10 protein-coding genes, 2 tRNA genes and 1 other annotated feature are annotated in these 13,886 nt (G+C 40.8%); all 12 genes read left to right on the top strand.

Translation table 11 applies throughout. The annotated features are described in order from the left end of the window. The first annotated feature begins 13 nt into the window (after positions 1-13). Positions 14-88, top strand: a tRNA-Thr gene (locus CPC19_RS04195). A gap of 69 nt (positions 89-157) precedes the next feature. Continuing rightward, positions 158-1,348 (top strand): elongation factor Tu, encoded by a 1,191-nt coding sequence (gene tuf / locus CPC19_RS04200; protein ID WP_015006521.1) that lies wholly within the window; start codon positions 158-160, stop codon positions 1,346-1,348. A 30-nt stretch (positions 1,349-1,378) separates the two neighbouring features. Beyond that, positions 1,379-1,454, top strand: a tRNA-Trp gene (locus CPC19_RS04205). Positions 1,455-1,503: 49 nt separating this feature from the next. After that, positions 1,504-1,872 (top strand): preprotein translocase subunit SecE, encoded by a 369-nt coding sequence (gene secE, locus CPC19_RS04210; RefSeq protein WP_020932174.1) that lies wholly within the window; start codon positions 1,504-1,506, stop codon positions 1,870-1,872. 10 nt (positions 1,873-1,882) lie between these two features. Continuing rightward, a complete protein-coding gene (gene nusG / locus CPC19_RS04215; protein ID WP_015006531.1) occupies positions 1,883-2,416 on the top strand; it encodes a transcription termination/antitermination protein NusG in 534 nt (177 codons plus the stop codon). Positions 2,417-2,467: 51 nt separating this feature from the next. Next, complete coding sequence (gene rplK, locus CPC19_RS04220) at positions 2,468-2,899, top strand: 50S ribosomal protein L11 (protein ID WP_015006530.1); 432 nt, start codon at positions 2,468-2,470, stop codon at positions 2,897-2,899. Further along, complete coding sequence (gene rplA / locus CPC19_RS04225) at positions 2,900-3,598, top strand: 50S ribosomal protein L1 (protein ID WP_015006529.1); 699 nt, start codon at positions 2,900-2,902, stop codon at positions 3,596-3,598. Between the two features lie 33 nt (positions 3,599-3,631). Next, positions 3,632-3,756, top strand: a sequence feature (ribosomal protein L10 leader region). Positions 3,757-3,802: 46 nt separating this feature from the next. Beyond that, positions 3,803-4,330 carry a 50S ribosomal protein L10 gene (gene rplJ, locus CPC19_RS04230; protein ID WP_015006528.1) on the top strand — a complete coding sequence of 176 codons (528 nt, stop codon included), beginning with the start codon at positions 3,803-3,805 and terminating at the stop codon, positions 4,328-4,330. Positions 4,331-4,373: 43 nt separating this feature from the next. Further along, positions 4,374-4,748: a 50S ribosomal protein L7/L12 gene (rplL, locus tag CPC19_RS04235; RefSeq protein WP_015006527.1), complete on the top strand. Its 375-nt coding sequence runs from the start codon at positions 4,374-4,376 to the stop codon at positions 4,746-4,748. A 150-nt stretch (positions 4,749-4,898) separates the two neighbouring features. Then, on the top strand, positions 4,899-8,978 hold the full coding sequence (gene rpoB, locus CPC19_RS04240) for a DNA-directed RNA polymerase subunit beta (protein ID WP_015006526.1): 4,080 nt from the start codon (positions 4,899-4,901) through the stop codon (positions 8,976-8,978). Between the two features lie 56 nt (positions 8,979-9,034). Continuing rightward, complete coding sequence (gene rpoC, locus CPC19_RS04245; protein ID WP_015006525.1) at positions 9,035-13,255, top strand: DNA-directed RNA polymerase subunit beta'; 4,221 nt, start codon at positions 9,035-9,037, stop codon at positions 13,253-13,255. Positions 13,256-13,498: 243 nt separating this feature from the next. Then, positions 13,499-13,873 carry a 30S ribosomal protein S12 gene (gene rpsL / locus CPC19_RS04250; protein WP_016391041.1) on the top strand — a complete coding sequence of 125 codons (375 nt, stop codon included), beginning with the start codon at positions 13,499-13,501 and terminating at the stop codon, positions 13,871-13,873. Positions 13,874-13,886: the final 13 nt, after the last annotated feature.

Here is a 13,886-nt window from a genome sequence, read left to right on the forward strand (position 1 = left end):
CGGCATGGGTCAAGCCCATATAGCTCAGGGGTAGAGCACTTCCTTGGTAAGGAAGAGGCCATCGGTTCAATTCCGATTATGGGCTCCAGTTGTATCTAGTTGTTAAGAAGTGATTGTGGTTTTTAATTTAAATTAATATTCGAATAAAAGGTGCGTAATGTCTAAAGAAAAATTTGAAAGAAATAAGCCCCATGTAAACGTAGGCACAATTGGCCACGTTGATCACGGAAAAACAACATTAACGGCTGCGTTAACGAAAGTTATGGCTGAAGCCATGGGTGGAGAAGTTAAAGCCTTTGATGAAATTGACAATGCACCAGAAGAACGTGAGCGTGGTATTACCATTGCAACATCACACGTTGAATATGAATCAAATACACGTCACTATGCTCACGTAGACTGTCCAGGTCACGCCGATTACGTTAAAAACATGATCACAGGTGCGGCGCAAATGGATGGTGCCATCCTAGTATGTTCAGCTGCAGACGGCCCTATGCCGCAAACACGTGAACATATCTTGTTATCACGTCAAGTGGGTGTTCCATACATCGTCGTATTCCTTAACAAAGCGGACATGGTTGACGATGAAGAGCTATTAGAACTAGTAGAAATGGAAGTACGTGAACTATTAGACATGTACGAATTCCCAGGTGATGACACACCAATCGTAACAGGTTCAGCACTTAAAGCCCTAGAAGGCGATACATCAGACATTGGTGTTCCATCAGTGCTTAAACTAGTTGAAGCGCTTGACTCATACATCCCATTACCAGAACGAGCTGTAGACGGCGACTTCATTATGCCAGTTGAAGACGTATTCTCAATCTCAGGTCGTGGAACAGTTGTAACCGGTCGTATTGAGCGCGGTGTTATCAACGTTGGTGAAGAAATTGAAATCGTTGGTATCAAAGACACGGTCACAACCACGTGTACCGGTGTTGAAATGTTCCGCAAATTATTAGATCAAGGTGAAGCTGGCGATAACGTTGGTATCTTACTACGTGGTACAAAACGTGAAGACGTAGAGCGTGGTCAAGTATTAGCTAAGCCTGGATCAATCACACCTCACACACACTTCGAAGCAGAAGTCTATGTGTTAGGTAAAGATGAAGGTGGTCGTCACACACCATTCTTCAACGGTTACCGTCCACAGTTCTACTTTAGAACGACAGACGTAACAGGTGCATGTGACTTACCAGAAGGTATCGAAATGGTGATGCCAGGTGATAACGTGCAAATGACCGTCAAATTAATCAACCCGATTGCCATGGAAGAAGGTTTACGTTTCGCTATTCGCGAAGGTGGCCGAACAGTTGGTGCCGGTGTTGTTGCTAAAATTATTGAGTAATAACATAATAAAATTTAATTCAATAAGTATAGGTCAGTAGCTCAATTGGCAGAGCAGCGGTCTCCAAAACCGCAGGTTGGGGGTTCGATTCCCTCCTGGCCTGCCATTTGGAAGGTGCTGACCTTTCTTACTTTGATCGAGAGAAATTAATCACTATGAATGCAGAAACAGATCAAGGCTCTGGTCAACTGGATGTAGCAAAATTAGCGTTAGCAGTTGTAGTTATAGTCGCGTCAATAGCTGGGTTTTATTATTACGCAGATGAGTCTTTGTTGTTTCGAGTAATAGGGTTGCTTGTTGCGTTATCTTTTGCAGTTGGTTTGGTGTATAGCACAGGCTTAGGGCAATCATTGTGGCAATTTGCTCAGGGCTCTAAAATTGAGCTTAAAAAGATTGTTTGGCCAACTAAAAAAGAAACCATGCAGACGACGTTAATTGTTGCAGTGATGGTTTTGTTTGTTGGAATTTTATTATGGATGTTTGATGGCCTGCTTATGTGGGGCATTGGCTATATAACAGGTTAAGGCTAATAATATGACGTTGCGTTGGTATGTGGTTCACGCTTATTCAAACTTTGAGCACAGAGTAAAAAGCTCATTGGAAGAGGCGATTGAACGTGAAGGTATGCAAGATAAGTTCGGTGAGATCTTAGTGCCAACTGAAGAAGTTGTAGAAATGCGTGAAGGTCAGCAAAAAAGAAGTGAGCGCAAGTTTTTTCCAGGCTATGTATTGGTTCAAATGGAACTAGATGATGATACTTGGCACTTGGTAAAAGACACAAATAAAGTATTAGGGTTTATTGGTGGTAAAAGTGATCGTCCAGCACCTATCTCAGAAGCTGAAGCAAATAAAATACTTAATAGAATACAAGAAGGTGTTGAGAAGCCACGACCTAAAGTACTCTTTGAAGTAGGTGAGGTTATTCGCATTAACGATGGGCCATTCAAAGACTTTAATGGTACAGTCGAAGAAGTCAATTATGATAAAAGCTCGTTACGCGCATCCGTATTGATCTTTGGTCGTGCCACACCGGTAGACTTAGAATTTGGTCAGGTCGAAAAGGTCTGATTGTTATTAACGGGGGAGCCGTAAGGCGTTTGACCCAATTAGGAGAGTAAGATGGCTAAAAAGATTGATGCCTATATTAAGTTACAGGTGAAAGCAGGTGAAGCAAATCCAAGTCCACCAGTGGGTCCAGCGTTGGGTCAGCACGGTGTAAATATCATGGAGTTTTGTAAGGCGTTTAACGCTAAAACCCAGAGTATGGAAAAAGGCTTGCCTATCCCTGTGGTTATTTCTGTTTTCGCTGATAAAAGCTTTACATTTATCACCAAGACACCTCCAGCTTCAATTTTATTAAAAAAAGCAGCCGGTATTCAAAAAGGTAGTGGTACACCAAATACTGTAAAAGTTGCAAAGGTGACACGTGAACAGCTTGAAGAAATTGCCAAAGTAAAAGATGCAGATATTACTGCAGCTGATATGGATGCTGCTGTAAGAACGATTGCGGGTAGTGCTCGTAGTATGGGTATTGATGTGGAGGGTGTGTAAATGGCTAAGCTAACCAAAAAAGCAAAACTAATTAAAGAGAAAGTTGAGCCCGGAAAAGCATATGATGCAAACAATGCGTTCTCAATTCTAAAAGAACTGGCCATCAGTAAATTTGAAGAATCAGTAGACGTAAGCGTCAACCTTGGCATTGATTCACGTAAGTCTGAGCAAAATGTTAGAGGGTCTACATTATTGCCAAATGGTACAGGTAAAGTTGTTCGCGTTGCAGTGTTTACTCAAGGTGCAAATGCTGAAGCTGCAACAGAAGCAGGTGCAGATGTTGTAGGTATGGATGATTTGGCTGCCCAAGTAAAAGCGGGCGAGATGGATTTTGATGTTGTGATTGCGTCACCTGATGCTATGCGTGTTGTTGGTACACTTGGGCAGATATTGGGCCCACGTGGTTTGATGCCTAACCCGAAAGTTGGAACAGTTACTGCAGATGTGGCAACCGCTGTAAGAAATGCTAAAGGTGGTCAAGTGCGTTATAGAACTGATAAAGCTGGCATTATCCATTGCAGTATAGGTAAAACAACGTTTAATGAAAATGCACTTAAAGAAAACATGGAAGCACTGTTGTCTGATTTGATCAAAGCTAAACCAGCTGCTGCTAAAGGTGTTTACTTAAAGAAAATTAGTGTGTCAACCACAATGGGCCCTGGTCTGATGGTTGATCAATCTAGCGTTTCTATTGGCTAGAAGCTTCGTATTCGAAGCAAAACTTTGGATTGTTAAAATAATTAACAATCGTCAAAGACCGTAGGAGCAGATTTTGCTTAATTTCCTACGCAGGCGGTAAAGTCCTTAATTTTATTTTAAAGGATGGCCCCGTTAGGGTGCCCTTTTTGGGTTTTATAAACCGTAATAACTTAAGTTATTACATACAGTAGTCAGGAGGTATATATGCCACTAAATCTTGAGCAAAAACAAGCGGTAGTTGCTGAAGTGGCTGAGGTAGCTGCAAATGCATTTTCAGTGGTTGCAGCAGAATACCGTGGTTTGACTGTTGTTGAGATGACTGAGCTTCGTCAACAAGCTCGTGAATCTGGTGTGTATTTACGTGTGGTAAAAAACACGTTGGTACGAAAAGCAGTTGAAAATACAGATTTTGAATGTATTCAAGACGCTTTATCGGGCCCGCTAATTGTAGCGTTCTCGATGGAAGATCCAGGTTGTGCGGCTCGATTGGTGAAAACCTTTAGTAAAGACCATGCAAAGCTAGAAACAAAATTTGTTTCTGTCAGTGGCCAATTACTTGAGGCTTCAGAACTCGAACGACTATCTAAACTACCGACAAAAGACCAAGCAATCAGTATGTTGATGTCTGTGATGAAAGCACCTGTCGAGAAATTCGTCAGAACGCTTGCTGAGCCACATGCGAAATTGGTTAGAACTGTCGATGCTGTCCGCGTTCAAAAGCAGGCTGCATAGGTATTATTTTTTCAAACAAATTTAAATTATAGGGGTTAAGACAATGGCTGTCTCCAAAGAAGATATTTTAGAAGCAATCTCAAACATGAGTGTAATGGACGTCGTAGAACTAGTTGAAGCGATGGAAGAAAAATTTGGTGTGTCTGCAGCGGCTGCTGTAGCGGCTGCACCAGCTGCGGGTGGCGAAGCGGCTGCCGTAGAAGAAAAAACTGAGTTTGACGTTATTATGACAAGCTTCGGTGATAACAAAGTTTCTGCTATTAAAGCGGTACGTGGTATCACAGGCCTAGGCTTGAAAGAAGCGAAAACATTAGTAGAAAGTGTTCCAGCTCCAGTTAAAGAAGCAGTGTCAAAAGATGAAGCTGAAGAAACAGTAAAACAACTTGAAGAAGCAGGTGCTGCTGCTGAAATTAAGTAATTCTTGTTGTTACTAAAAAGCTATAAAAGCTTTTAAAAGAATAGGGTCGGCAGTTGTTAACTGTCGGCCTATTTCCCGTTGTAGGGTATTAAGTTTCTAAATTGGAATGTAGTCTAAATTTAGAAGTAATTGATTAAAAAGGGTTTAAAAATGGCGTACTCATATACTGAGAAAAGACGTATTCGTAAAACATTTGGTCGACAAGAAGGAGCAATGGAAACGCCTTACTTGTTAGAAACACAAATTAGTTCTTACAAACGTTTTCTTCAATCCGAAGTTGCAAAAGCAGATGAACTTGACTCTGTTGGTCTTCACGCTGCGTTAGGTAGTGTGTTTCCAATAACTAGTCATACCGGTTATGCTGTTTTGGAATATGTGAGTTACCGATTGGGTAAGCCCAAGTTTGATGTTAAAGAATGTCAATCACGTGGTGCTACATATGCATCACCATTAAGAGTACAGGTCAGGCTTGTCATTTATGATAAAGACTCTCCTGCGGGCTCTAAGCGCGTAAAAGATATACGTGAGCAAGAAGTTTATATGGGTGAATTACCCTTAATGACTGATAATGGTACGTTCGTTATTAATGGTACTGAACGCGTTATAGTGTCGCAGCTGCACCGCTCTCCTGGTGTGTTCTTTGATCATGACAAAGGTAAGACGCATTCATCTGGAAAATTACTTTTTTCTGCCCGTGTTATTCCATACCGTGGTTCTTGGTTAGACTTTGAATTCGATCATAAAGATATCGTATATGTACGTATCGATCGTCGTAGAAAATTGCCGGCCACTGTATTACTTAAAGCGTTAGAGTTTACTAACGATCAAATTATAGATATGTTCTTTGAAAAGAATGTATTTCACCTAAACAAAAATGGACTCACAATGGAACTCGTGCCTGAAAGGTTACGTGGTGAAATTGTTGGTTTTGATGTTAAGGTCAATGGTAAAACCCTTATTGAAGAAGGGCGTAGAGTAACAGCTAAACACATTCGTGACTTAAGCAAAGCTGGTGTTAAGCAAATTGATGTACCGAGTGAATACCTGATTGGAAAAATTATGGCTACGCCCATAGTTAACCAAGAAACAGGTGAGATTATTGTCGATCTGAATGAAGAGGTTACTGAAGATAATATCGACGATATTGTACATAGCGGTGCAACGACAATTGAGACACTGTATGTAAATGATCTTGATAAAGGTGCTTTTATCTCAAATACGTTGAAAATTGATTCAACCGTAGATCAGCTAGATGCCTTGGTTGAAATTTATCGTATGATGAGACCAGGTGAGCCACCAACGAAAGAATCAGCGCTAAAGTTATTCCAGAACTTGTTTTTCACATTAGACCGTTATGACATCTCAACAGTTGGGCGAATGAAGTTTAATCTTCGTCTTGGCCGTGAAGAAATAACAGGTCCTGGTGTACTGAGTAACGAAGACATTATTGATGTACTTAAAGAGCTAATTAGTATCCGTAATGGTGAAGGCTCAGTTGATGATATTGACCACTTGGGTAACAGACGTATTCGCTCTGTTGGTGAGATGGTTGAGAACCAATTTAGAGTCGGTTTAGTTCGTGTTGAACGAGCTGTTAAAGAGCGCCTTTCAATTGCAGACTCTGAAGGTTTAATGCCTCAGGAAATTATTAATGCAAAACCTGTAGCGGCTGCGATTAAAGAATTTTTTGGCTCAAGCCAATTGTCGCAGTTTATGGATCAAAATAACCCGTTATCAGAAATCACACATAAACGTCGTGTTTCTGCTTTAGGCCCAGGTGGTTTAGCTCGTGAAAGAGCAGGTTTTGAGGTTCGTGATGTTCATGCAACTCATTACGGTCGAGTGTGTCCTATTGAGACACCAGAGGGGCCAAATATTGGTTTGATCAACTCATTAGCTGTTTATGCGCGTACTAATGAGTACGGTTTCTTAGAAACTCCGTATAGAAAAGTTGTTGATGGACAATTAACTGATCAGGTTGACTTTTTATCAGCTATTGAAGAAGGTCGTTTCTATATCGCGCAGGCGAATGCTGAAATAGACGAAAATGGCCGGTTTGTAGAAGACATGGTGACATGTCGTCATGCAGAAGAGTTTGCCATTGCTACAGCTGATAAAATTGACTATATGGATGTATCACCAAAACAGATTGTATCTGTTGCGGCTTCTATTATTCCTTTCCTCGAGCATGATGATGCTAACCGTGCGTTGATGGGCTCTAATATGCAGCGTCAAGCAGTTCCAACCCTTAAGGCAGATAAGCCACTGGTAGGTACTGGTATGGAGCGTGCTGTTGCTGTTGACTCAGGGGTAACAATTGTTGCAGAGCGTGGTGGTGTAATTGATGACGTTGATGCGTCAAGAATTATCGTTCGTGTTAATGATGAAGAAACGTTAACAGGTGAATCGGGTGTAGATATTTACAATTGTACAAAATACACACGATCTAACCAAAACACCTGTATTAACCAACGTCCATTGGTAAAACCAGGGGACTTGATTGCTAAAGGTGACGTTCTTGCTGATGGTCCATCGACTGACATGGGTGAATTAGCGCTTGGTCAAAATATGATGGTCGCGTTTATGCCTTGGAATGGCTATAACTTTGAAGATTCGATTCTTATTTCTGAAAAAGTTGTTAAGGAAGATCGCCTGACTACCATTCATATTGAAGAAAAAGTCTGCGTTGCACGAGACACGAAATTAGGCTCTGAAGAAATTACAGCTGATATTCCAAATGTAGGTGAAGGTGCATTATCTAAGCTTGATGAATCTGGAATTGTATATATCGGTGCCGAAGTTAAAGGTGGCGACATTCTTGTTGGTAAAGTAACACCTAAAGGCGAAAGTCAGTTAACTGCTGAAGAAAAATTGTTAAGGGCGATCTTTGGTGAAAAAGCTTCTGACGTAAAAGATACTTCATTACGAGTTCCTTCAAGCATGCAAGGTACTGTCATCGATGTAAAAGTATTTACACGTGATGGAGTTGATAAAGATGCACGTGCAATTGAAATTGAAGATGCAGAATTAGCCAGTGTTAAGAAAGACCTTGATGATCAATTAAGGATTGTTGAAGGTGATACGTTTTTACGTGTTGAAAAGCTTATTTTAGACAAAGAGGCCGTTTCTGGGCCACAGAAACTGAAAAAAGGCACTAAAGTTACGAAAGAATACCTATCTAGTATTTCTAATCATGATTGGTTAAAAATTAAATTCAAAGATGAAGGGCTTAATGTTCAACTTGAAGCAGTAGCTGAACAAATTGAACAGCAACGAATTGATCTTAATGAATTATTTGAAGAAAAGCGTAAGAAAATTACAATGGGTGATGACCTTCAGCCAGGTGTATTGAAAATGGTTAAGGTGTATCTAGCTGTTAAACGACGCATTCAACCGGGTGATAAAATGGCGGGTCGTCATGGTAACAAAGGTGTTATCTCAATGATTGTACCTGAAGAAGATATGCCCTATATGGAAGATGGTACCCCTGTAGATGTTGTCCTAAACCCATTGGGTGTTCCTTCGCGGATGAACGTTGGACAGGTGCTAGAAACTCACTTAGGGTGGGCTGCTAAAGGTTTAGGTAATGAAATTGGTAAAATGCTTGAAGCAAAAGCCAATGTCGATAAAGTGCGTAAATTTTTAGATAAAGTATATAACACCAGTGGTCGTAAAGAAGATTTAGACTCATTTAGTGATGATGAGATTCTAGAATTGGCTGAAAACTTAAAGGGCGGTGTTCCGATGGCTACGCCAGTGTTTGATGGTGCATCAGAAACAGAAGTGAAGCAAATGTTGAAACTTGGTGGACGTTCAGACACGGGTCAAGTGCAACTTTATGATGGCCGTACAGGTGAAGCGTTTGATAGAGAAACGACGGTAGGTTACATGTATATGCTAAAGCTTAATCACTTGGTTGACGATAAAATGCATGCTAGATCAACAGGACCTTATAGCTTAGTGACTCAGCAACCACTTGGTGGTAAAGCACAATTTGGTGGCCAACGCTTCGGTGAGATGGAAGTATGGGCACTAGAAGCTTACGGTGCAGCATATACTTTGCAGGAAATGCTAACAGTTAAGTCTGATGATGTTTCTGGACGTACACGAATGTACAAAAACATTGTTGATGGAAATCACACAATGGATCCAGGAATGCCAGAGTCATTTAACGTGTTAGTTAAAGAGATTAGAGCGCTGGGTATCAATATAGAGTTAGAACAAGATTAATTTCTTTTTCTATTAGCATTTAGCTGAACAAAAACTGATAACAAGGAGATACGGTCTTGAAAGATCTACTCAATTTTTTAAAGCAACAAAACCAAACTGAAGAGTTTGATGCCATTCGTATAGGTCTAGCTTCACCTGATATGATCAGATCATGGTCATATGGCGAGGTTAAAAAACCTGAAACGATTAATTACCGTACATTTAAACCAGAAAGAGATGGCCTTTTCTGTGCAAAAATTTTCGGCCCAGTTAATGATTATGAATGTCTGTGTGGTAAATATAAACGTCTAAAACATCGCGGTGTTATTTGCGAAAAATGTGGTGTAGAAGTCACATTGTCCAAAGTTAGACGTGAACGTATGGGTCATATTGACCTTGCTTCTCCAGTTGCTCATATCTGGTTCCTTAAGTCGCTACCATCACGTATCGCTTTATTACTCAATATGACATTACGAGATATCGAGCGAGTATTGTATTTCGAATCATTTGTTGTTGTTGATCCGGGTTTAACTGCGCTTGAAGCCGGTACTTTGATGACAGAAGAAGAGCACTTAGATGCCCTTGAAGAGCATGGTGATGAATTTACAGCGCTGATGGGTGCGGAAGCGGTTGATGGGCTTTTGAAAGCCCTTGATTTGAACGCTGAAATGGAATCGTGTCGTACAGATATTAATGCAACTAAATCTGAAACAAAGATTAAAAAAATATCTAAGCGTCTAAAAGTTTTAGAGGCTCTGGTTGAATCTAAAAACAAACCAGAATGGATGATTTTAAGAGTGCTTCCTGTACTTCCACCTGAATTAAGACCTTTGGTGCCATTAGATGGGGGCCGTTTTGCGACATCAGACTTAAACGACCTTTATCGCCGTGTTATTAATAGAAATAACCGTTTACATCGTCTATTAGACCTTAGTGCGCCAGACATCATTGTTCGCAATGAGAAGCGTATGCTTCAAGAATCTGTTGATGCACTGTTAGATAATGGTAGACGTGGCCGTGCTATTACAGGTACGAATCGTCGTCCGTTAAAATCTTTAGCTGATATGATTAAAGGTAAGCAAGGTCGTTTCCGCCAAAACTTACTAGGTAAACGTGTTGATTATTCTGGGCGTTCAGTCATTGTTGTTGGACCTACCTTAAAATTACATCAGTGTGGTTTACCTAAGAAAATGGCGCTTGAATTATTTAAGCCATTTATCTTTAACAAATTACAATTACGTGGTGAAGCAACAACCATTAAAGTAGCTAAGAAACAGGTTGAACGTGAAGGGCCAGAAGTTTGGGATATTCTTGCTGAAGTGATTCGTGAGCATCCTATCATGCTGAACCGTGCTCCTACACTTCACCGTCTTGGTATTCAAGCATTTGAACCAACCTTGATTGAAGGTAAAGCGATTCAATTACATCCGTTAGTTTGTTCTGCATTTAACGCTGATTTTGACGGCGACCAAATGGCTGTCCACGTTCCATTATCAATAGAGGCACAGCTAGAAGCTAGAACATTGATGATGTCGACAAACAATATCTTGTCTCCAGCAAACGGTGAGCCAGTAATTGTGCCTTCACAAGATGTTGTGTTGGGTTTGTACTACATGACACGCGAACGTATCAATGGTCTTGGTGAAGGCATGGCGTTCAGTGATGTAGAAGAAGCGGCACGTGCTATCCAGTCAGGCGTTGTTGGTCTTCATTCAAAGGTTAAAATTCGTATTGAAGAGATGCACACCGATGAAAACGGTGAAACCACAGTGACCAGACGTCTTGTTGAAACGACAACGGGTCGTGCTCAAGTATGGAATATTGTTCCAAAATCATTAGACTTTGATTTAGTTAATAAAGATTTAACTAAAAAAGCGATTATGCAGTTAATTGATGCGTCTTATCGCCAATTGGGTGATAAAGAAACGGTTATTTTCGCTGATCAGCTTATGTATCTTGGTTTCTCAAATGCTACTAAGTCAGGGGTATCGTTTGGTATTAACGATATGGTTATCCCGGAAAGTAAAAGTAAATTAATCAAATCAGCGCAAAAAGAAGTTAAAGATGTTGAGAGTCAATATGCATCTGGACTTGTGACTAATGGCGAACGCTACAATAAAGTCATTGATATCTGGTCTCATACTAATGAGCAAGTTGCTAAGGCAATGATGGATAACTTAGGTAGCGATGATGTCGTTGATGCCAAAGGTGAAACAGTTAAGGAGAAATCATTTAATTCTGTTTACATGATGGCTGATTCTGGTGCTCGTGGTTCAGCAGCGCAGATTAGACAGCTTGCTGGTATGCGTGGCCTGATGGCTAAGCCAGATGGGTCAATTATTGAAACACCTATTACAGCTAACTTCAGAGAAGGTTTAAACGTTCTACAGTACTTCGTTTCTACACATGGTGCTCGTAAAGGTTTGGCTGACACGGCTTTAAAAACTGCGAATGCTGGTTACCTTACTCGTCGTTTGGTTGATGTGGCACAAGATATGGTCGTTTTAACAGATGATTGTGGTACTGAAAATGGCCTTGAAGTAACACCGCTAATTGAAGGTGGAGAGGTTGTTGAGCCACTGGGTAATTTAATACTGGGTCGAGTTATCGCGCAAGATGTCATTAGCGCCGCAACTAATGAAATTATTGTTGAAAGGAATACACTAATTGACGAGGCATGGGTAGAACGTCTTGAAGAAATGGGTGTAGATAAGGTGATGGTCCGTTCTGCGATTAGTTGTGAAAATCGTAAGGGTATTTGTAAGATGTGTTACGGCCGCGATTTAGCCCGAGGACAATTAGTTAACCTAGGTGAAGCGGTAGGTGTGGTAGCAGCGCAGTCAATTGGTGAGCCTGGTACACAGCTTACTATGCGTACTTTCCATATTGGTGGTGCGGCGTCTAGTTCAGCTGCGATCAATAGTATTCAGATAAAATCTGAAGGTACACTAACGTTTAATGACAAGCTAAAAACAATTGAGAACAAAGAGAATAAACTGATTGTTATTTCTCGTTCCGGTGAGATCAGTGTTGTTGATGAATATGGTCGTACTCGTGAAAACTATAAGATACCTTATGGCTCTGAATTATCAGCTAAGGAAGGTGACACCTTATCAGCCGGCGCGGTCTTAGCAACATGGGATCCGCACACTCACCCTGTTATTACAGAGGTAAATGGTAAAGTTATCTTTACCGATTTTGTAGAAGGTGTATCTGTTCAACAACATTCGGATGAAATCACAGGCTTAACATCTTTAGTGGTGACAGATGCGAAACAGCGTGGAAGTAGCGGTAAAGATTTAAGACCAGCTATTACCTTGGTTGATGAGCAAGGTGAGCCGGTCTATATCCCTGGTACTACCATTGTTGCGCATTATGTTATGCCTGCAGGTGCTGTTGTTAATGTCACTGATGGAATGAGCGTAGAAAATGCTGATATTTTGGCGCGAATTCCACAAGAATCAAGTAAGACTCGTGATATTACCGGTGGTCTTCCTCGTGTGGCCGATCTATTTGAAGCTCGTAAAACAAAAGATCCGGCTATCTTAGCTGAAATGACTGGTACAGTAAGTTTTGGTAAAGAGACTAAAGGTAAACGTCGTTTAGTAGTCACTGATAAAGATGGTGAAACTAAAGAATTGCTTATACCAAAATGGAGACACATCACAGTATTTGAAGGTGAACACGTTGAGCAAGGTGAAACCATTGCTGAAGGTGAATTAACACCACATGATATTTTAAGATTGAGAGGGGTTTTTGAATTAGCGAGATACTTGGTAAATGAAATCCAAGATGTTTATCGTTTACAAGGCGTGAAGATTAACGATAAGCACATTGAAGTAATTATCAGGCAAATGTTAAGAAAAGTTGAAATTACGTCTGGTGGGGATAGTTCATTCATCAAAGGTGAGCAAGTTGAGAAGACTCGTTTCCTTGAAGTTAATGATCAACTAGAAGCAGAAGGTAAAGTACCTGCGACAGCTGATAATGTACTACTCGGTATTACAAAGGCATCCTTAGCGACTGAATCGTTTGTTTCTGCAGCATCTTTCCAAGAAACAACAAGAGTGCTAACAGATGCAGCTGTAAGAGGTACCAGAGATGACTTGCATGGTTTGAAGGAAAACGTCATTGTTGGTCGACTTATACCGGCTGGAACAGGCTTGGCTCATCACCTAGAACGCAGAAAAAATAAAGCAGCATCGATGAGCCCAGAGATTGTTGAAGAAGTGACTACAGCAGCAGCACATGACGAGGCAGAAGAGGCGTTGAAGCAAGCGCTTAACATGCAAGAATAATTAATTATTCTATTGTAGCGGGATTAAAGAATGCCAACCTGAACCATGGGTTGGCATTTTCTTATCTAAGAATAATTACGCACTCATTATGCTTGACAGATAAGTGATATCTGCCTAAAATTCCCGCTCTTCGGTAGATTGGATTTTTTATATTTACTGAAATAACCTAAATAAGAATTTAAACGCACGTCATAGGATGTGTGGAAAATGTTTTGCACGAGTTTTTGGAGCTCTAAATTAGATATGACCACTATTAACCAACTAGTTCGTAAACCTAGAAAGCGTAAAGTAGAAAAAAGCAATGTGCCAGCACTAGAGGCTTGTCCTCAAAGACGAGGTGTTTGTACGCGTGTTTATACAACAACACCAAAAAAACCAAACTCAGCGCTTCGTAAAGTAGCTCGTGTAAGGTTGACCAATGGCGCAGAAGTAACTAGCTATATTGGTGGTGAAGGCCATAACCTCCAAGAGCACTCGGTTGTACTTATTCGTGGTGGTCGTGTGAAAGATTTACCTGGTGTACGTTACCACGTAGTCCGAGGTAGCCTGGATACATCTGGTGTAGAAGCGCGTCGTAGAGGCCGTTCTAAATATGGTGCTAAGCGCCCTAAAAACTAATATTAAACGAGTT

Source organism: Cycloclasticus sp. PY97N, assembly GCF_002443175.1.
GTDB lineage: Bacteria > Pseudomonadota > Gammaproteobacteria > Methylococcales > Cycloclasticaceae > Cycloclasticus > Cycloclasticus pugetii.

Bases quoted from the DNA above. Each gene is read 5' to 3' on its own strand.
- tuf (WP_015006521.1), top strand. From the start codon at position 158: ATGTCTAAAGAAAAATTTGAAAGAAATAAGCCCCATGTAAACGTAGGC.
- secE (WP_020932174.1), top strand. From the start codon at position 1,504: ATGAATGCAGAAACAGATCAAGGCTCTGGTCAACTGGATGTAGCAAAA.
- nusG (WP_015006531.1), top strand. From the start codon at position 1,883: ATGACGTTGCGTTGGTATGTGGTTCACGCTTATTCAAACTTTGAGCAC.
- rplK (WP_015006530.1), top strand. From the start codon at position 2,468: ATGGCTAAAAAGATTGATGCCTATATTAAGTTACAGGTGAAAGCAGGT.
- rplA (WP_015006529.1), top strand. From the start codon at position 2,900: ATGGCTAAGCTAACCAAAAAAGCAAAACTAATTAAAGAGAAAGTTGAG.
- rplJ (WP_015006528.1), top strand. From the start codon at position 3,803: ATGCCACTAAATCTTGAGCAAAAACAAGCGGTAGTTGCTGAAGTGGCT.
- rplL (WP_015006527.1), top strand. From the start codon at position 4,374: ATGGCTGTCTCCAAAGAAGATATTTTAGAAGCAATCTCAAACATGAGT.
- rpoB (WP_015006526.1), top strand. From the start codon at position 4,899: ATGGCGTACTCATATACTGAGAAAAGACGTATTCGTAAAACATTTGGT.
- rpsL (WP_016391041.1), top strand. From the start codon at position 13,499: ATGACCACTATTAACCAACTAGTTCGTAAACCTAGAAAGCGTAAAGTA.